General features: G+C 43.4%; 20 protein-coding genes. All 20 read left to right on the top strand.

The annotated features are described in order from the left end of the window. Positions 1 to 257 precede the first annotated feature (257 nt). The 20 genes from ubiE to FFF34_009245 all read left to right on the top strand — a co-directional run bounded on the left by ubiE (position 258) and on the right by FFF34_009245 (position 19,582). The gene (gene ubiE / locus FFF34_009340; protein ID TSD67574.1) at positions 258 to 989 is read left to right on the top strand and encodes a bifunctional demethylmenaquinone methyltransferase/2-methoxy-6-polyprenyl-1,4-benzoquinol methylase UbiE; all 732 of its coding nucleotides are present in this window, start codon (positions 258 to 260) and stop codon (positions 987 to 989) included. Next, positions 986 to 1,714, top strand: a complete 729-nt coding sequence (locus FFF34_009335; GenBank protein ID TSD67573.1) for a PorT family protein — start codon at positions 986 to 988, stop codon at positions 1,712 to 1,714. The genes ubiE and FFF34_009335 overlap by 4 nt, the downstream gene beginning before the upstream one ends. Positions 1,715 to 1,794: 80 nt before the next feature. Beyond that, positions 1,795 to 2,553, top strand: coding sequence for an SDR family NAD(P)-dependent oxidoreductase (locus tag FFF34_009330; GenBank protein TSD67572.1), 759 nt, complete (start codon positions 1,795 to 1,797; stop codon positions 2,551 to 2,553). Positions 2,554 to 2,787: 234 nt separating this feature from the next. After that, positions 2,788 to 3,237, top strand: a complete 450-nt coding sequence (locus tag FFF34_009325) for a GatB/YqeY domain-containing protein (protein ID TSD67571.1) — start codon at positions 2,788 to 2,790, stop codon at positions 3,235 to 3,237. 123 nt (positions 3,238 to 3,360) lie between these two features. Continuing rightward, positions 3,361 to 4,122 (top strand): alpha/beta hydrolase, encoded by a 762-nt coding sequence (locus FFF34_009320; protein ID TSD67570.1) that lies wholly within the window; start codon positions 3,361 to 3,363, stop codon positions 4,120 to 4,122. A gap of 1 nt (position 4,123) precedes the next feature. Further along, positions 4,124 to 4,786, top strand: a complete 663-nt coding sequence (locus FFF34_009315) for a CBS domain-containing protein (protein TSD67569.1) — start codon at positions 4,124 to 4,126, stop codon at positions 4,784 to 4,786. Between the two features lies 1 nt (position 4,787). Further along, positions 4,788 to 5,669: an NAD kinase gene (locus FFF34_009310; protein TSD67568.1), complete on the top strand. Its 882-nt coding sequence runs from the start codon at positions 4,788 to 4,790 to the stop codon at positions 5,667 to 5,669. A 10-nt stretch (positions 5,670 to 5,679) separates the two neighbouring features. Continuing rightward, positions 5,680 to 6,468, top strand: a complete 789-nt coding sequence (locus FFF34_009305) for a porin family protein (protein TSD67567.1) — start codon at positions 5,680 to 5,682, stop codon at positions 6,466 to 6,468. 133 nt (positions 6,469 to 6,601) lie between these two features. Continuing rightward, the gene (locus tag FFF34_009300; protein TSD67566.1) at positions 6,602 to 7,123 is read left to right on the top strand and encodes a biopolymer transporter ExbD; all 522 of its coding nucleotides are present in this window, start codon (positions 6,602 to 6,604) and stop codon (positions 7,121 to 7,123) included. Positions 7,124 to 7,433: 310 nt separating this feature from the next. Continuing rightward, positions 7,434 to 8,174, top strand: coding sequence for an isoprenyl transferase (locus FFF34_009295; protein ID TSD68005.1), 741 nt, complete (start codon positions 7,434 to 7,436; stop codon positions 8,172 to 8,174). A 63-nt stretch (positions 8,175 to 8,237) separates the two neighbouring features. Continuing rightward, the gene (gene bamA, locus FFF34_009290) at positions 8,238 to 10,793 is read left to right on the top strand and encodes an outer membrane protein assembly factor BamA (protein ID TSD67565.1); all 2,556 of its coding nucleotides are present in this window, start codon (positions 8,238 to 8,240) and stop codon (positions 10,791 to 10,793) included. Between the two features lie 15 nt (positions 10,794 to 10,808). Then, positions 10,809 to 11,339 (top strand): OmpH family outer membrane protein, encoded by a 531-nt coding sequence (locus FFF34_009285; protein ID TSD67564.1) that lies wholly within the window; start codon positions 10,809 to 10,811, stop codon positions 11,337 to 11,339. 50 nt (positions 11,340 to 11,389) lie between these two features. Beyond that, entirely contained in the window at positions 11,390 to 11,902 is a 513-nt protein-coding gene (locus FFF34_009280; protein TSD67563.1) for an OmpH family outer membrane protein, read from the top strand. Positions 11,903 to 11,965: 63 nt separating this feature from the next. Then, positions 11,966 to 12,808 (top strand): glutamate racemase, encoded by an 843-nt coding sequence (gene murI / locus FFF34_009275; GenBank protein ID TSD67562.1) that lies wholly within the window; start codon positions 11,966 to 11,968, stop codon positions 12,806 to 12,808. 295 nt (positions 12,809 to 13,103) lie between these two features. Then, complete coding sequence (locus FFF34_009270) at positions 13,104 to 14,174, top strand: NADH-quinone oxidoreductase subunit H (GenBank protein ID TSD67561.1); 1,071 nt, start codon at positions 13,104 to 13,106, stop codon at positions 14,172 to 14,174. A gap of 99 nt (positions 14,175 to 14,273) precedes the next feature. Then, complete coding sequence (locus tag FFF34_009265) at positions 14,274 to 14,864, top strand: 4Fe-4S dicluster domain-containing protein (protein ID TSD67560.1); 591 nt, start codon at positions 14,274 to 14,276, stop codon at positions 14,862 to 14,864. Next, positions 14,861 to 15,412, top strand: a complete 552-nt coding sequence (locus FFF34_009260) for an NADH-quinone oxidoreductase subunit J (protein ID TSD67559.1) — start codon at positions 14,861 to 14,863, stop codon at positions 15,410 to 15,412. Before FFF34_009265 ends, FFF34_009260 begins: the two co-directional genes overlap by 4 nt. After that, positions 15,409 to 15,714 carry an NADH-quinone oxidoreductase subunit NuoK gene (gene nuoK, locus FFF34_009255; GenBank protein ID TSD67558.1) on the top strand — a complete coding sequence of 102 codons (306 nt, stop codon included), beginning with the start codon at positions 15,409 to 15,411 and terminating at the stop codon, positions 15,712 to 15,714. The genes FFF34_009260 and nuoK overlap by 4 nt, the downstream gene beginning before the upstream one ends. Before the next feature lie 236 nt (positions 15,715 to 15,950). Further along, the gene (locus FFF34_009250; GenBank protein TSD68004.1) at positions 15,951 to 17,978 is read left to right on the top strand and encodes an NADH-quinone oxidoreductase subunit L; all 2,028 of its coding nucleotides are present in this window, start codon (positions 15,951 to 15,953) and stop codon (positions 17,976 to 17,978) included. Further along, positions 17,978 to 19,582, top strand: coding sequence for an NADH-quinone oxidoreductase subunit M (locus FFF34_009245; GenBank protein ID TSD67557.1), 1,605 nt, complete (start codon positions 17,978 to 17,980; stop codon positions 19,580 to 19,582). Before FFF34_009250 ends, FFF34_009245 begins: the two co-directional genes overlap by 1 nt. Positions 19,583 to 19,589: the final 7 nt, after the last annotated feature.

Below are 19,589 nucleotides of genomic sequence, written 5' to 3'. Positions count from 1 at the left end.
ATTAGGTTTGTTGTACGGTGAAGATATAGGTTTCCCGTAATATTTCATAATTGAGTTCGTATTTGAGGGTTTATAGTGAAGTAAGTAGCATTAACGATTAGCCTTTTTAGACTAATTTAGCTGAAATTAGCCTTTTTATGCTAATGTTGATGCTGCAACTTGCGATGCCAAGTTTAAAAAACAGGGACTTAATAATCTCAAGTTACAACGGTGTGACTTCAACTAAACCAAAACCGTTATCTTTGCCGCCACAACACATGAGCAAAACTGTAACACCGTACCAGGACAAGCAGGGCACCAAAAAAGAGCAGGTGGCCGATATGTTTAACAATATATCAAAAACCTACGATTTTTTGAACCACTTTATGTCGCTGGGTATTGATATCATCTGGCGCAAAATAGCAATTAACGAGCTGAAGGAACTTAAACCACAGCTGATATTGGACGTGGCTACCGGCACCGGCGATTTTGCCTTTGAAGCTTTATCCATACTTAAGCCTAAAAAGATCATCGGTGTAGATATCTCCCGGGGCATGCTGGATATTGCCGACCAAAAGATATTGAAACGCAAACTATCTGATAAGTTTGAAGTAAGGCTCGGCGATTCGGAAAAGCTGCCCTTTGAGGCTGATGAGTTTGATGCCGTAACTGTGGCTTATGGCGTACGCAATTTTGAGGACCTTGAAAAAGGCCTTACCGATATATACAGGGTGTTAAAACCCGGTGGTAAAGCAGTGGTGCTTGAGTTTTCAAAACCAAAGGGCTTCCCCGTAAAGCAGCTTTATCAATTCTACTTTAATTATATTACCCCGGGTATTGGCAAGCTTTTTTCAAAGGATGCCAGGGCTTATACTTACCTGCCCGAGTCGGTAGCGGCCTTCCCTGATGGAGCGGCTTTTACCGCTATAATGGATAAGGCAGGCTTTAAACATACCAAAAGCAGGCCTTTAGCGTTTGGTATCTGTTCAATATATACCGGTATTAAATGATCAAAACCCGCTACTTCATCTTTATTTTATTGATGGGCTGCAGCAATTTGCTATTTGCGCAGGCATACGGTGGCGGCGCCGACCAAAACGACCTGAGTTTTGGTTTTACATTCTCGTTTGTACAAAGCAGTTTTAAAATTGTAAAAAAGCCCGATTGGCGCAAACCATATTTTGATGCTGATGTGAACCGAAACATTACCGACTCGTTAAACAGCATCAGCTCAAAAACACTACCCGGCTTTGCAGTGGGGTTTATAACCCGCTACCGCCTTACCGACCATTTAGAGGCACGTATTACCCCGGCTTTGGTGTTTGCCGACCGGTCGCTTAGTTATGCCTATAAAACCCCATCGCAGGATGTAGATAAATCGGTACAAACCACCACAGTTGATTTCCCGCTGCAGCTAAAGCTGAAGTCTGATCGTGTGGGTAACGTTAGGGCTTATTTAATAGGTGGGGCCAAATTTTCGAATGCTATCGGTTCCAAAAAAAACAGCGATGCCAATGCAAGTCCGCTTGAAAAAGCGGTTAAAAATGTAAAGAGCTACTCATCGTATGAGGCTGGTTTTGGCTTTGACATTTATTTTGAATACTTTAAGCTATCGCCCGAAGTAAAATTAAGTAACAGCTTTACCAATATGCTGGTTCCCGAAAATCACCCCTATTCAACCCCTATAAGCTCGCTTGGCCTGCATACCATTATGTTTAGCCTTTACTTTGAGTAATGGTTACCTAAGCTTTACATTCTTTTATCGGGTACAACAAAATAAAAAACATAATTTCGCTGCGGATAGTTATTATACCTATGGCTAAAATTGCATTGATAACAGGAGCTACCGCCGGGATAGGCGAGGCCTGCGCACATACCTTTGCCCGCGAGGGTTTTAACTTAATACTTACCGGCCGCCGTATGCAACGGCTTGAACGCCTTGCCCAGCAACTAAACGATAAGTACAATGTAGAGATAGCGATTTGCTGCTTTGATGTACGCAGCCGCCAGGCCGTTATTGATAACCTTAACAACCTGCCCGCCGAATGGAAACAGGTAAACGTTTTGGTAAACAACGCGGGCCTTAGCCAGGGGCTCGACCCCATTGATAAGGGCGATATTGACGATTGGGAAACAATGATAGATACCAACATAAAGGGTTTATTATACGTAAGCAAAGTGGTAAGCAACTGGATGATAGATAATGGCTTTGGCCACATTATTAATTTAGGGTCGATAGCCGGGAAAGAGGTTTACCCTAACGGCAACGTATATTGCGCCACCAAGCATGCGGTTGATGCGCTTAATAAAGGTATGCGGCTTGATTTGGTAAACCACGGCATACGGGTTACCGCTGTACACCCGGGCGCTGTAGAAACCGAATTTTCGGAAGTGCGCTTTAAGGGCGATAAAGACAGAGCAAAAAAGGTATACGACGGGTTTGAGCCATTAGTAGCACAGGATGTAGCCGAAACCATTTGGTTTGCAGCATCGCGCCCGGCACATGTTAATATAAACGAACTAACTATAATGCCTACCGCGCAAGCGGCTGCAACTGTAATAAACAGGAAGTAGATTTGCAGATGTGCAGATTACAGATGTGCAGATGAAAAAAAGTATGTCATGCTGAGCTTGTCGAAGCACAATTAGATAGGTCCTCGACGGGCTCAGACTGACAAGTGAAAATATATATGTCATGCTGAGCTTGTCGAAGCATAACTGGATAGGTCTTCGACGGGCTCAGACTGACAAGTGGAAATCATAAATAAGAATAAAATCTAAGATCGTAAATCTAAAATCACAAACAGGATGTCTCTTATCACTCAAATAGACCAGGATATTAAACAAGCTATGCTGGCCAAACAACCCGACAGGCTTAGGGGCTTGCGTGCCATTAAATCGGCATTATTAGTAGCAAAAACCGAAAAAGGCGCCGCTGACGAATTAACCCAGGAGGCCGAAATAAAAGTTTTGCAAAAGCTGATAAAGCAGCGTAAAGAGTCGGCAGATATTTACAAGACGCAAAACCGCGAGGATCTGTACGAGATAGAGATGGCCGAAATGTATGTAATAGAGCCCTACTTGCCGCAGCAAATGAGCCGTTTTGAAATTGAAGGCTATATACAACAGTTGATAGAGCGCCTTGGCGTAACCTCTGTTAAGGATATGGGCCGCGTGATGGGGGTTGCTAATAAAGAACTTGCCGGCCAGGCCGATGGTAAAACAGTATCGGAAGTGGTAAAGCAACTGTTAGGATAATTTATTAGTATTATATTGCAAGCTATCGGTATTAAACTAATTTTATATCGATATTTCACAAATTTTAGACTGATGTTAAAAACGGTCTGATATATTTACACATAAAAAAGATATCAAGTATATATGGATCTGGCACTTAAAGAAGAACAAGGTTTTAGTTACATTGAAGCAGGCGAAGGCCAGCCGCTGCTGCTTTTACACGGTTTAATGGGCGCGCTTAGCAACTGGGAAAGAGTTGTTGAAGAATTTAGCCCAAATTACCGCGTTATTTTGCCAATGCTACCTATTTATGACCTGCCGTTGCTAACTACCGGGGTTCGTGCTTTATCAAAGTATATACATAAATTTATAAAGTTTAAAAAGCTTAGTAATGTAGTGCTGTTGGGTAACTCGTTAGGCGGGCACGTAGGCTTAATATATGTATTGGCGCATCCGGGGTATGTAAAGGCCCTTGTTTTAACCGGCAGTTCGGGCTTATACGAGAACGCTTTTGGCGGCTCGTTCCCGCGACGCGAGAGTATAGAGTTTGTGCGCGAAAAAGTGGCTTATACCTTTTACGACCCCGCTACAGCAACTGATGAGCTGGTTAACGAGGTATTTGCAACCATTAACGACAGGCATAAGGTAATACGCATATTGGCCATGGCAAAATCGGCCATACGCCATAACATGAAAAAAGACCTGCGTAAAATAACCATGCCGGTATCGTTAATATGGGGCCGCGACGATAAAATTACACCACCCGAAGTGGCTGTTGAGTTTAACGAATTGCTGCCAAATGCCGAATTGCACTGGATAGATAAGTGCGGGCATGCGCCAATGATGGAGCGCCCCGAAGAATTTAATAAGTACCTTGGGATGTTTTTAGATAAAATAAAAAAATAATATGCTTGCAATTGAGCTGATAAGCGATGCGATACCCCCTGTACACACTTCTGATACCATACAGAAAGTGTTTGACCGTATGGCGGAGTTTCGTGTGCGCCATTTGCCAATTGTAAACGAAGAGCAGTTTTTAGGCCTTTTATCTGACGATGACCTTATACAGGAGCCCGATTACCAGGCGCAGATAGGTTCGCTGGCACTGTCGCTGGTTAACCCTTATGTTTTGGAAGAGCAGCACATATACGATGTGATACGCTTGTTTCACGAGCAGCAATTAAGCGTTGTGCCGGTACTTAATGCTAAAAAGGACTACCAGGGCTTAATATCTATTAATACCATGAACGAGTATTTTGCCAAGCTAACATCGGTATCGCAACCGGGTGGTATCATTGTGCTCGAGATCAATAATAAGAACAACTCACTGGCGCACATGAGCCAGATAGTAGAATCGGATAACGCGCAGGTGCTAAGCTCCTATACCCGTACCTTCCCCGATTCGACCCGGATGGAGGTTACTCTTAAAGTTAACAAGCAGGATATATCTAATATTATAGCTACTTTTTTACGCTACGAGTATGATGTTAAGGCTACCTTTAATTACACCGACCATAACGACAACTCGATGGACCGGTTTGATTCGTTTATGAATTACCTGAATTTGTAGCATGAAAATAGCAGTTTACGGCAGGCAGTTTAACGACCCATCGGTGTTCCCATACATCCGCCAGGTGTTCGACAGCCTTTTGGCGCATAAGGTAGATATCTACATCCATCACCAGTTAAACGATTATTTGCAGGGTAATATAGATACCTCGGCCTATAATGTACTGGAGTGTAACGAAAGTATACAAGACCATATTGATGTATTTATAACCCTTGGCGGCGACGGCACACTGCTGGATATGGTCACTGTTATCCGCGATTCGGGCATCCCCGTTATCGGTATAAACTTTGGCAGGCTGGGCTTTTTGGCCAGCATAAACAAAAGTGATATAGCCGCTGCCATACACGCGGTGGTAAATAAAGAATTTACCCTGGACAGCCGCGAGCTGCTGGTGATAGACTCTGAACAAAAGATATTTGGCGATAATAACTTCGCGCTTAATGATGTAACCATCCACAAGCGCGACGACTCGGCCATGATCACTACACATGTATCGCTTAACGGCGAATTTTTAAACTCCTACTGGGGCGATGGTATCATCGTATCAACATCAACAGGTTCAACAGCTTATTCGCTAAGCTGCGGCGGCCCCATTATCTTTCCGCAATCAAACAGTATAGCGCTCACACCGGTAGCGCCGCACAATCTTAATGTAAGGCCCATTATATTGGCAGACACCAGCTCATTATCGTTTGAAGTGGAGTGCAGGGGTAACAATTACCTGGTATCGTGCGATAGCCGTACCGCCATCATTGATAAAAGCATGACGTTTAAGGTATACAAAGCCGATTTTACCCTCAATTTAGTACGCTTAAATAATGAAAGCTACTTATCCACGTTAAGGAACAAGTTATTATGGGGATTAGACGCCCGTAATTATTAAATTTGCCTTAATGCCCAAATTTTTAACCGCATTATTATTACTGTTTATAGCCCTTAACGCAAACGCCCAAACCTGGGAAATAGGTGGTGGTGCAGGCGCGGCAGGTTACATAGGCGATTTAAACGCCAACCCGGTAAAGCCAAGCGGTGCATCGGGCGGGGTTTTTGTTAAACGTAACTTTAACGGATACCTTGGTTTAAAACTCAACTACGCCTTAGGGCAAATTGGTGCCGATGATGCCAAATCTTCTATAGAGCAGTTCCGTAACCGTAATTTAAGCTTCACCGACCCCTTAAAGGAGCTAAGCATACTGCTGGAGTTTAACTTTATGAAGTATATACCCGATGCCGGCCATAACAGATATACACCTTATGTATATATAGGCGGCGGGCTTGCCTCATATAACCCACGTACCATTTTTAACGGACAAACCATTTACCTGCGCTGGCTACGTACCGAGGGGCAGACTAAAGAGTACTCAAAAAATGCCATCGTAATACCTTATGGCGCCGGTATAAAATACAACCTGGGCGGTAAATGGACAGTTGCCGCCGATGTAGGTTACCGCTATACCAATACCGATTTTTTAGATGATGTTAGCGGGGTTTATGCCGCGCATGATAAGCTGCCTTTTGGTCCCTCGGTTAAGCTGGCAGATAGGTCGGGCGAAAAAACCGGTGTATATATAGGTACGCCGGGCTCCCAGCGCGGCGATTTTAGGGCTAAGGATATTTATATGTTTGCCGGGTTTACCATATCATACACCTTTGTTACCGAGAAGTGTTATTTTGAGCAGTAAAAAGCCGTTATATAAAATATAATATCTTATTTGTTTCAATAGACAAAATATAATTTTGTCTATTGAAACAAAGCATTACATTTATACGTTTTATAATTAATAAACCAATTGTTTAACCTTAAACTGTAATGCCATGGCCGAATTAAACTCAACCCCCGAAAAAAGCGGTAATAAACCCCGTGCTAAAAAGCCACAGTTACGTGTAGACCTAACGGCAATGGTTGACCTGGCTTTTCTACTAATCACCTTTTTTATGCTTACTACCACGCTTAGCAAACCACGCGCAATGAAGATTGCCATGCCCGTGGGCGACGAACCCGCGGGTAGTGCCGCATCGCGCAGCATGACCATTTGCCTGGGCAAAAATAACCAGGCCATATGGTACTTAGGCGAAGCCGATAAACCCATAATACCGGCAACAATTACCAATTACACCCGCTACGGTTTGCGAAGGGCGATAAACGAGACCCGCCAAAAAGTAAGGAAAGAAACAGGTAAAAGTATGCTGGTGATCATCAAACCGTCTAACAGCTCTATTTACAGCGATCTGGTAAACACACTGGATGAAATGAATATAGCCGATGTGCAGCAATACGCCATTGCCGATATTGCCCCAAAAGATATCAACTTGTTAAAACAGAATAAGGCCTATTAATAGGTATATACAAAACACTGTCACCAAAAGCTTTTAAATTTATACCGATATTTACATTGTTAAGCTGCAGGTATATATAGCAAATTCCCCGTTGTTTTGGTGACAGTGTTTTTCTTCTCCTCGTGGATTTCTCTCAAAAAGTCCGATTTATTTCTTTTTCACTGCATACTAAAATAATACAAAGTAAGTTTTACCTTTGTCACCTGAAAAAAATAGCATAAGTTATTGAAAGCTTTGCTAAAAACGTGTTTGAATTTAACAAAGCCGTGTGTTTAACAGCCCTAAAAAGGCGGTTAAAAACGATGATAAAATGAGTTATAAAGATCAGATTGATTTGCAAAAATTGCCCCGCCATGTAGCTGTAATTATGGATGGCAATGGCAGGTGGGCAAAAGGTAAAGGCAAATTAAGGGTTTTTGGCCACCACAATGGTGTGCTTTCTGTTAGGGACGTTGTAGAAGGCGCGGGCGAATTGGGTATACAATATTTAACCTTATATACCTTTAGCGCCGAAAACTGGAACAGGCCTAAATTTGAGGTTACTGCTATAATGGAATTGCTTATCAGCACAATAAATAAAGAGATTGATAAGCTAATGCGCAATAATGTACGTTTAAATGCCATCGGCGATTTAAACATGTTGCCCGGCAAATGCCACCAGGAACTTAACAATGCAATAAATAAAACATCAGTAAATACAGGGCTGGTGCTAACACTGGCGTTAAGCTACAGCTCGAGGCGCGAAATTGTGCACGCTGCTAAAAGCCTGGCTGCCAAGGTACAAAGCGGGGAGGTACAACTTGCCGATATTGATGAAAATATGTTTGAAGATAATTTATATACCGGCGGTATGCCAAACCCCGAACTGTTGATCAGAACGAGCGGCGAGTACCGTATTAGTAACTATCTGCTTTGGCAAATTGCCTATGCCGAGCTTTATTTCACATCAAAACTATGGCCCGATTTCAGGCGCGAAGATTTGTTTGAAGCTATACTGGATTACCAGAAACGCGAACGCCGTTTTGGTATGACAAGTGAGCAGGTAAACTAAATTTTTTCTTTTAACACTTTTTAACAACTGTATAAATTATTTTTAGCCCACTAAAATATTCGAATGAATAAAGTTTTTTTTGCTATTCTTTTCTCCGTTATAAGCACCGCCGCAATGGCTCAGGTTACGGGTACAGCGCAACCTACATCGTTGACGAGGGCTGCTGCTGATACTACTTTAAGCTACCTTAATCCTAAAGAATATATCATTGGTGATGTTACCATAACAGGCGCCAAATTTTTAGATAAGGATGTTTTATTGCAAATATCTAAGCTAAATAAAGGCGATAGGATATCCTTGCCCGGCGAGCAAAATGCCAACGTAATAAAGGACTTGTACAAACAAGGCCTTTTTGATGATGTGCAGCTAAACGTTACCCGCATAAACATGGATACCATTTACCTTGAAATTGCTGTGGTGGAGCGCCCGCGTTTATCGCGCCTGCACATCACCGGTATACGTAAAGGCGAAATTGAGGATGTGACCAAAAAGCTAAACGATAAAACAGGTAAGATTGTAAACGAGAATTTGATAAGCACTACAAGCGCTATCATTATTAAGCACTTTAACGAAAAGGGTTATTACAACGCAACTGTAAGTATCAAGCAAACCAAAGACCCCGGCGACCCCAATAGTGTGATACTGGATGTTGCGGTTGATAAGAAGAAGAAGGTAAAAATAAACAGCGTAACGTTTGAAGGCAACAAGGCTTTTTCGAGTTCGAAACTGCGTAAGTTTTTACCAAAAACACGCGAGCGTAAGTTTTATAACATATTTGGTTCTAAAAAATTCAAAGAAGAGCAATACGCCGAAGATAAAGTAACCCTGGTTGAAAAAATGCAGGCTAAAGGTTACAGGGATGCTGAGGTGGTTAGCGATACTGTTACCAAACGCCCCGATAATACCGTTGATGTAAGGATAAAAGTTTACGAAGGCCCTAAATACTACTTTGGTAATATCAAATTTTCGGGTAATGCCAGGTTTGGTTCAGAGTTGCTTACCAGAGTACTGCAGATAGAAAAAGGGCAGGCATTTAGCGAAGAAGAATTAGGCAAGCGTTTAACAGGCCCAACGCCTAATAATGATGACGTGTCTTCATTATACTTAAACGATGGTTATTTAACCTTTAATGCCGACCCTGTACAAACAAGGATACATAATGATACTGTTGACCTTGATATACGTATTTACGAGGGGCCGCAGTACACTATTAACCGTGTTATATTAAAAGGTAACGATGTTACCAATGATAAGGTAGTAATGCGCGAGATACGTACTAAACCGGGCCAAAAATTCAACAAGGAATTGTTGATACGCAGCGCGCGCGAAATTGGCCAGTTAGGTAACTTCGACGAGCAAAAAACCGAACCAAGGCCAACAAATATTAACCCGGGTGATGGTACGGTTGATTTGGTATACAATGTGGTTGAAAAGCCTTCCGATCAGATCGAGCTTTCGGGTGGTTTTGGTGGTGGCCAGTTAGTGGGTACTTTAGGCTTAACGTTCAACAACTTCTCGTTACGTAATTTATTTAATGGTAAGGCTTACCGCCCGCTGCCAAAAGGCGATGGACAAAAACTTAGCTTAAGGGGTCAATCAAGTGGCAGGACGTATCAAAACTTCTCGTTCACTTTCTCCGAGCCATGGTTAGGTGGTAAAAAACCTATTTACTTTGCGGTATCAGCTTATACACAAGGTAGCTCAACAGGGCAGTACTATCCAAAAACAAGCCCTAACTATAACAACCTGCGTATAAACGGTGTGGGTGTTACATTGGGTAAAAAGCTAAACTGGCCGGATAACTATTTCCAGTTAAACTACTCGCTTAACTTCGACCACTATAATTTGGATAACTATCCGGGTTACCTGTTCCAAAACGGTACATCATATAACATTAAGCTAACCCAGGAGCTGAGCCGTAACTCGATAGATATGCCTTTGTACCCTACATCGGGTTCAAACATAAAGTTAACTATACAGGCTACGCCACCGTACTCGTTGCTTAATAACCTCAATTACAAGGTTGCCACTCCCGAAGAAAGATACCACTTTGTAGAATACTACAAATGGAAATTTGATGCGCAATGGTTTGAAAGGATAACCGGTAAGTTGGTATTAATGTCGCAGGCACGCTTTGGTTATTTAGGCCAGTATAATTCACTGGTTGGTCCATCTCCGTTCGAAAGGTTTAAACTGGGTGGTGATGGTATGCAAAGCTACCAGTTTTTACAGGGTACAGATATCATTGGTTTAAGGGGTTACGAAAACTTCTCTATAGTGCCAATTGGTTCAAACTTTAATGCAAACACCAACCAGGGAAGCGCCATATACGATAAGTTTACCATGGAGTTAAGGCACCCTGTTATTACAGGGCAGTCGGCTACAATATACTTACTGGCCTTTGCCGAAGGTGGTAACGTTTGGGATAATATAAACCAGTTTAATCCGTTTAACGTTCGACGCTCGGTAGGTTTTGGCGCGAGGATATTTTTACCGATATTTGGCTTGCTTGGGCTTGATTATGGTTACGGCTTTGATCAAATACCCGGGGCTCCTACAGCAAACAAAGGTCACTTCCATTTTACAATTTCACAGAGTTTAAATGGCGGATTTAATTAATTTTGCTAACCGTTTATGAAAAAAATAATTTTAATACTGTTTTTTACGTTTACAGCTTTCACAGCGGCATTAGCGCAGCGCTTTGCTTATGTAGACTCTGATTACATCCTGAAACACATGCCCGAGTATGCTTCATCGCAAAAGCAACTGGCAGCATTATCAGACCAATATCAAAAAGATGTTGACGCCCGTTTTCAGGAGATTGACCGTTTATACAAAGCTTATCAGGCCGACCAGGTGCTGATGACAGCTGATATGCGTAAACGCCGCGAAGCCGAAATTGTAGACAAAGAAAAAGCAGCTAAAGATTATCAGCGCAGTATATTTGGCCCTGATGGAGAGCTTTCAAAGAAAAGTAATTCGCTAATTAAACCAATACAGGATAAAGTGTCTAAAGCTGTACAAGCAGTTGCCGAAAGCGATAACCTTGATATGATATTTGACAAAAATGGCGAGGTTATAATGCTTTACGCTAACCCACGTTACAACAAAAGCGATGATGTAGTAACACGTTTAGGGCTTAAGCCTGGTGTATTTGCCAAATAAAAATTTATATTTAAAAAATCAGAACTATTATTAAACACAGAACAGGAAAAATGAAAAAATTATTTAAAGTTGCTTTAGTTGCAGCAGGAATGTTATTTGCAGGCAACTTTGCCCAGGCTCAGTCTAAAATTGGTCATATAAACTTTAGCCAGTTGATTGATATGATGCCAGAAACTAAAACAGTTAAGTCTCAGTTAGAAATTTACCAAAAGCAATTTATTGATCAGTTAACAGCAATTAATACTGAATATCAAACTAAAGGCCAGGCTTACCAAACAAAAAGAGCTACCATGACCGATGCTGCACGTACAGCTGCAGAAAACGAATTGCAAGATATTGCTAAACGTTTACAAGATTACCAGGCATCTTCTCAACAACAAGTAGAAGCTAAACAACGCGAATTAGGTAAACCACTTATAGACAAAGCACGTGGCGCCGTACAATCGGTAGCTAAAGCTAAAGGTTATACCTACGTGTTAGATACTACAAGCGATTACCTTGTTGTAGCACCAGAAGCTGACGATTTGATGCCGGCTGTAAAATTGCAGTTAGGTTTAAAATAATTCTAAAAATTTAATTATGTACAAAAGCGCCCTCATTGCAGGGCGCTTTTTTTATGTTTGTATATGTCATCTGCTAAACCAATAGGGGTATTTGATTCGGGTATAGGCGGCCTAACGGTTTTTCGCTCAATTATTGAGCAATTGCCTGGTTACGACTACATCTACCTGGGCGATAACGGCCGGGCGCCGTATGGTAACCGATCTTTTAAAACTATACACCAGTATACCTGGGAATGTGTGCAGTGGATGTTTAAGCAGGGTTGCCCGTTAGTTATTTTGGCCTGTAACACCGCGTCAGCTAAGGCATTACGCACCATACAACAACAGGATTTGCCCAAACAGCATGCAGATAAGCGTGTATTAGGCGTTATACGCCCTACTGCCGAAGTTATTGGCAATTATACCAAAACCAAACAGATCGGCGTATTAGGCACAACCGGCACTGTACAATCCGAATCGTATTTGATAGAGATAGCACACTTTTTCCCTGAATTACAGGTTTACCAGCAGGCTTGCCCACTATGGGTACCGCTGATAGAGAACGGCGAATACAACAAGCCCGGTGCCGACTACTATGTACAAATGTACCTGGACGAGCTAATAGCACAGTCGGCAGATATTGATACTATATTGCTGGCCTGCACCCATTACCCTTTGCTTCAGGATAAGATAAAGGCACATTTGCCTGCTAATGTAAACGTTGTGGCGCAGGGCGATATAGTAGCCAAAAGCCTTGTAGACTACCTGCAGCGGCATCCCGAAATTGAAAATAACCTTACCAAAACCGCCGAAAGGCAGTTTTTTACTACTGTAGACGATACCCCGCAGTTTGACCACCATGCATCTATGTTTTTTGGTAACGAGGTTAAAAGCAGCTTTGTTGATGTAAGGGAAGGCTGCGAGTAATAGATGTGCACAGCTATTGCACGCTTAGCTGTGGCGCATTCCATTTTTTTGCATTGGTAGCTATAAACTTTTCTTTTTTTTTGCACTTGTGCGGTTAACTAATATAGTATTATTTTTGATATAAAAAAGTTTAAAGTGCCAATTGGGTAAAATTTCAAGACACTACTACCTACTAATGAAACGGGGGTGGGCGGGACGCCTCCAAAAAATCAACTACTAAACTGGTCAACTAAATATACAGCAACGGCCAAACTATCGGCGGCATTTATTAAGTTTGCACCCAAAGCAAACGCCCTTGAATTTTTACCTTACATATTTTATTATCGCCGCCGGTTTATTTGCTTTTGTAGGCTTATTTACCATGGTGGGCGTATATGCCGAGCGTAAGGTAAGTGCCTTTATACAAAACCGCCTCGGCCCAATGGAAACGGGTAAATACGGCTGGCTGCAAGTGCCTGCCGATATTATGAAGATGGTCCAAAAAGAGCTTATCATCCCGGCGGCGGCAGATAAGACTTTGTTTTTGCTGGCACCCGCAATTATATTTTTAGCCGTATATATGGCTTTTGCCGCCCTGCCATGGGGGCCGGGCCTGGTACCTGCCAAGATCAATATTGGCTTGTATTACATTTTCGCTATTATATCTATCGAAACGCTGGGCATACTGATGGCCGGCTGGGGATCAAACAATAAGTATTCTATATTAGGCGCAATGCGCTCGGCGGCGCAGATCATATCATATGAGATACCGGCCGGTTTTGCCCTGATATCTGTAGTAATGATTGCGCAGAGCCTGGATCTGCAGGTTATTGCTATACAACAGGGTATCCTGGCAACCGAAGTTAACAGGTTTTTTGGGGTATGGGATGTATCGCACATTGGGGGGATATTCGCATGGAATGTATTTAAAGCCCCGCACCTGCTTATTGCTTTTGTGATATACTTTATAGCCTCGCTGGCCGAAAGTAACCGCGCGCCATTTGATATCCCCGAGGCCGAATCGGAGCTGGTAGCGGGTTTTCATACCGAGTTTACCGGGGTACAGTTCGCGCTGGTGTTTTTAGCCGAGTATTCGATGATGTTTTTGGTTTCGATGATTGGGGCCATACTGTTTTTAGGTGCCTGGAACACGCCTTTACCCAATATTGGGTCGGTGGCATTGGCTACATGGACAACAGGCACCATTTGGGGCATTTTATGGATTTTGATAAAAACCCTTGCGTTGGTAGGGGTGCAAATGTGGATAAGGTGGACGCTGCCCCGCCTGCGTGTTGATCAGCTGATGAACCTGTGCTGGAAGGTGCTTACACCACTGGCATTTGTATGTATGCTGATATCGGGCGTATGGCGTTTGTGGGTAATGTGATGAAGAAGTTAAAAGTCGAAAGTTAAAAGTCGAAGGTCAATAGGTACGGTAGGAATAGTAGTCGGTGAAATCAAAAAAATAACATCGGTGTAATCAAGTATGATAAAGAGAACATTAAACGGTTTTACAACTGCATGGAAAGGATTAAGCCTTACCATAAAGCAGCTTTTTGCGTCAAACGCTAAGCGGCCTGTTGTATCCGTTACCGATAATAACTACTTCAAACAAAAGGAAAGCACCAACACCATACAATACCCGCACCAGGCACTGCCTGTGCCCGAAGTGGGCCGTTACCAGTTGGATGTAGAGATTGACGATTGCATTGTATGCGACCTGTGTGCCAAAATATGCCCGGTTAGCTGTATCGATATCGAATCGATAAAATCTACCGAGGGCTCGATAGGCGAAACATCCGACGGATCTAAAAAGCTGCTGTACGCGGCCAAGTTTGATATTGATATGGCCAAGTGCATGTACTGCGGCCTGTGTACCATTGTGTGCCCAACCGAGTGTATTGTAATGACCAACCAGTACGATAAAACGGTATTTGAACTAAAGGACCTGAACTACGAATTTTCGGACATGGCGCCCGAGGTTGCTGCCGAAAAACGCGAGCTGTTAGAAAAACAACAAGCCGAAAAGGCCGCCGCTAAAGCCGCCGCCCTAAAAGCTAAGGAGGGCGGGGCATGAGCTTGATACAGGTGCTGTTTTACCTAATGAGTTTTGTTACGCTTGGCTCGGCGGTGTTGGTGGCTGTTGGCAAAAACCTGGTGCGCAGCATTTTTATGTTTTTTATCACCTTATTTGGCCTGGCGGGTTTATATGTATTGGCCCTGGCCGATTTTGTGGCCGTTACCCAGATAGTGATATATGTAGGCGGCATATTGGTGCTGATACTGTTTGCCTTTATGCTATCGGGTAAAGAATCGTTGGAAGCCGCAGGTAAGCAAACCAACCGTTTCATCAGCCTTGGGAATGTGCCCGCTTTTTTATTATCCGGACTGTTTTTGGTGGTGCTGCTAAACGTGGTTTTAAAAGTCGATGTAAATAACCTGCCCTGGGTAAAAACCGCCATACATGCCCATAATGTAATAGGGGTTAACGATACGGGCATCAACAACATCGGTATTAATTTAATGACAAGGTATTTGCTGCCCTTTGAGGCTATATCGGTATTGCTGATGATAGCCTTGGTAGGTGCCGCTCATTTATCCCGGAAGGAGGATAGCCGCGTATGATCACTTTAAACGATTTTATGCTGGTGAGCGCCATGCTGTTTTGCCTGGGGCTGTTCATCATCGTATCAAAAAAGAATGCCATACAAATACTGATAGGGATAGAATTGATGCTGAATGCCGCCATTTTAAACCTGGTGGCCTTTGGTAAGTACGACCGTATTAACAACAGCGGGCAAATGTTCGCGTTGTTTGCCATAGTACTGGCCGCGGCAACAACCGCCGTAGCACTGGCTATTATACTAAATGTATACCGCCGGTACAAAACCATTAACCCGGATAAAATTAACCAGTTAAAAGATTAGGGATGAGGAAAATGGCCTGCATAACAATTAATAAAATGTCATCTCGAACGAGGTACGAGGAGAGATCCTGTTCATTATGCAATATCGTATACCTGTCAATCGAACAAGATCTCTCGTCGCTACGCTCACTCGAGATGACAAACACCAAAATGCCATCTTAAATGATGTAATTGTTATCACTAAAAAGCTAAAACAAAAAATTGACCCCAACCATCTCCCATACCGACGCGCAAACTATAACCCTTGCTATTATAGCAGTGGTATTGCCTTTTGCTGCGTTTGTAAAAAACTTTTTTATCCTCAATAAAAGTAAATGGGCGGCATGGGCATCTACTATAGCTATTTTCATCAGTACTGTATTAGCCATTACCGTATTTTTTAGGGTTTGGAACAAACCTGCCATACACGTGCAACAGGTGTGGTTTACCATTGGGGCAACCAAAGTGCAGGCGGGTATATTGCTAAATAACCTTTCGGTACTATTGTTGGCACTGGTATCGGTTATTGCGCTGCCGGTGCATATTTACTCTACCGCCTACATGAAGGGCGACGAGGGCTACCACCGTTACTTCCGTTACCTTAGCTTTTTTTGCTTTAGCATGCTGGCTTTGGTGGTAGTAGATAACTTAATATTATTTTACGCTTTTTGGGAACTGGTGGGCTTTTCGTCTTACCTGCTCATTGGCTTTTGGTACACCCGCGATAGCGCCGTACAAGCCAACAAAAAAGCCTTTATCATGAACAGGATAGGGGATATTGGTTTATTGACTGCCATCATTATCCTGTACACCCAATTTGGCACTTTTGATATTGATGCGCTTTTTGGCAGCCACGGGTTGGTGGTTAATTCCACCATAGTAAACGGCGAGTGGGTATCGGGCATCAATCATATCCCGGCTGTTTGGCAATACATTACCTTTGGCGGTATATTTTTAGGGGTTGCGGCAAAATCGGCCCAGTTCCCGCTGCATACCTGGCTGCCCGATGCCATGGAGGGCCCAACATCTGTATCGGCACTCATACACGCGGCAACTATGGTGGCTGCTGGCGTGTTTTTACTGGGCAGGGTGTATCCATTATTTAACGATGTCGAACTAACTACCCTCGCTATCATCGGCTGTTTTACAGCCTTTATGGCGGCTACAATAGCCCTTACCCAAAACGATCTGAAACGTATACTGGCCTACTCTACCATATCGCAATTAGGGTTTATGGTAATGGCCATGGGTGTTGGCGCTTATTCATCATCGCTGTTCCATTTGGCTACGCATGCCTTTTTTAAATGTCTGTTGTTTTTGGTAGCGGGTATCGTTATCCACCAGGTAAAGCATATTAAGGACGATAATAACCTCGACATCGATCCGCAGAACATTCTGCATATGGGCGGCCTGCGCAAAAAACTGCCCTTAACGTTTATTGCAGCTTTGGTAGGTGGGTTGGCCCTTGTGGGCTTGCCGTTTACATCGGGCTACCTGTCAAAAGATGGGATATTGATACAGGCCTTCGACTGGAGCGACGGCAGGAGCGGCATTTTTAAACTGGTGCCTGCATTAGCTTTATTAACCAGTTGGCTAACGGCTTTTTATGTGGCAAGGCTTATAGTAAAAGTATTTTTTGGCGAGTTCCGCCTACAAAAGGTTAATCCGCACATCAGCATACACATGGGCGATGGCGGCTGGCAGTATAAACTGCCGCTGGTACTGCTGAGCATTTGCTGCCTGTTCCCCCTGTTTTCATGGAATCCTTTTCTTTACGAGCATGCCTGGGTATTTGAGGGATTTATCCCCGCTAACTATTTGGCGCGTTACAATATGTATCATACCATCATCCCTGTGCTGGTAACTATTTTGGGCGTGGTGGTAATGTATGGTGCGTACGCAATTTATGTAAAACGCAATAGCTGGTCGTTCCCGCAAACGGGGCTGCTGTACCGCCTGTCGTTCCACGAGTGGTATATCGATACATTTTATACCCGTGTAGTTGTTAAATTTATACTGATATTGAGCAATGCCCTGTATTGGTTCGACCGCAAGGTGATAGATGGTTTTGTAAACCTGTTAGAACGTATAGGCCGTTGCATAGCCGGTTGTGCCGCCTGGTTTGATAAATACATTGTAGACGGTTTGCTGCACCTGTTTGCCGGTATAGTGCAGTATATTGGTAATTTTGCGCGCCGGTTTCAAAGTGGTAAAATTCAATACTATATATTTAGCATGCTGCTGGCGGTAATTGCTGTATTTATTTTAAAACTGATCTGGACCTGATGAACATATTAACCCTGCTCATATTTTCGCCCATACTGTTTGGCTTCATTATTTTGCTGCTGCCATCATCTGTACGTGCAAGTTTTAAATACATTACCCTGTTTGCTACCCTGCTGCAATTATGCTTCGCGGTTTATATATACCTTAACTTTAAAACCGGGGCAGCCTACGCGGGTGTTAACCAGCAAGACCAATTTCAGTTTGTGCAAAAGCTACCCTGGATAAGTCTTGATTTAGGTGGCGTTGGTAAAATGCAGATAGAATATTTTGTAGGGATAGACGGTATATCGGTAACCTTATTAGTCATGACCTCGCTGGTGATGGTGATAGCCGCTATAGCGTCCTGGGAGATAAAGAGTAACCTCAAAGGTTTCTTCGCGCTATTTCTATTACTGGATATGGCCGTTATCGGCGTATTCTGCGCGCTTGATTTTTTCCTCTTCTATACCTTTTACGAATTAATGTTGCTGCCACTATACTTTTTAATAGGCATGTGGGGCGGCGTACGGCGCGAGTACGCGGCTATCAAATTCTTTTTGTACACCTTGTTCGGCTCGGTGTTTATGCTGCTGGTGATGGTGGGTTTATACCTTTCGGTTAAAGACCCGGTTACGGGTAGCCATACCTTTAATATCATTTATATGATGGACCCGGCCAATTATGTGGAAGGCTCTGTATTTTCGGTATTGGGCCATGCAACCATATTTGGTATGCCTGCGCGTACGGTGGGCTTTGTGGTGCTGTTCATCGCCTTTGCTATTAAAGTGCCGGTAGTGCCGCTACATACCTGGCTGCCCGACGCGCACGTTGAAGCGCCAACGCCGGTATCTATCATACTGGCGGGTATCTTATTAAAAATTGGCGGTTACGGTATTATTCGTATCTGCATGGGTATATTCCCTGATGTGGCTTTTTCCGGTGCCTACTGGCTGGGCCTGCTTGGGGTAATATCTATATTATACGGGGCCTTTAACGCTCTGGCACAGCGCGACCTGAAACGGATGATCGCCTACTCGTCGGTATCGCACATGGGTTTTGTGCTATTGGGCATAGCCTCGGGCACTGCCGAAGGTGTAAGCGGCGCGGTGCTGCAAATGGTAAGCCACGGCTTTTTATCAACCATGCTGTTCTTTTTAGTGGGGGTAATATACAACCGCGTACACGACAGGGACATCTACAACTTCCGCGGCTTGGGCACATTAATGCCTAAGTATACGGTATATATCATGGTAGCTTTCTTTGCCTCGTTAGGCTTGCCGGGTTTCTCGGCATTCGTAGCCGAAGCATTTACACTGGCCGGCGCGTTTAAATCACACTCGGTTAACGGGCTGCTGCCTTACTGGTTTGCATTGGCCGGGTCGGTAGGTATCTTACTAAGCGCCGCCTACTTTTTGTGGACATTGCAACGCATGTTCTTCGGCGGCTTGTCGCTAAAAGGCGGCGATGTTTGGAAAACCGCTTTAAGCGATATCAACTTCCGCGAAACTATTACCCTGTTGCCGTTGGCTCTGATGGCCCTGGCCCTGGGTATCATGCCATCCCTTGTACTGGGCAAAATAAACGATTCGGTGCTGGCGCTGATACAGTTTATGCATATTAAATAATATTTAT

The organism is Inquilinus sp. KBS0705 (assembly GCA_005938025.2).
Taxonomy (GTDB): domain Bacteria; phylum Bacteroidota; class Bacteroidia; order Sphingobacteriales; family Sphingobacteriaceae; genus Mucilaginibacter.
Note: the sequence above shows the minus strand (reverse complement) of the source record. Positions and strands in the feature narration are given on the sequence as shown.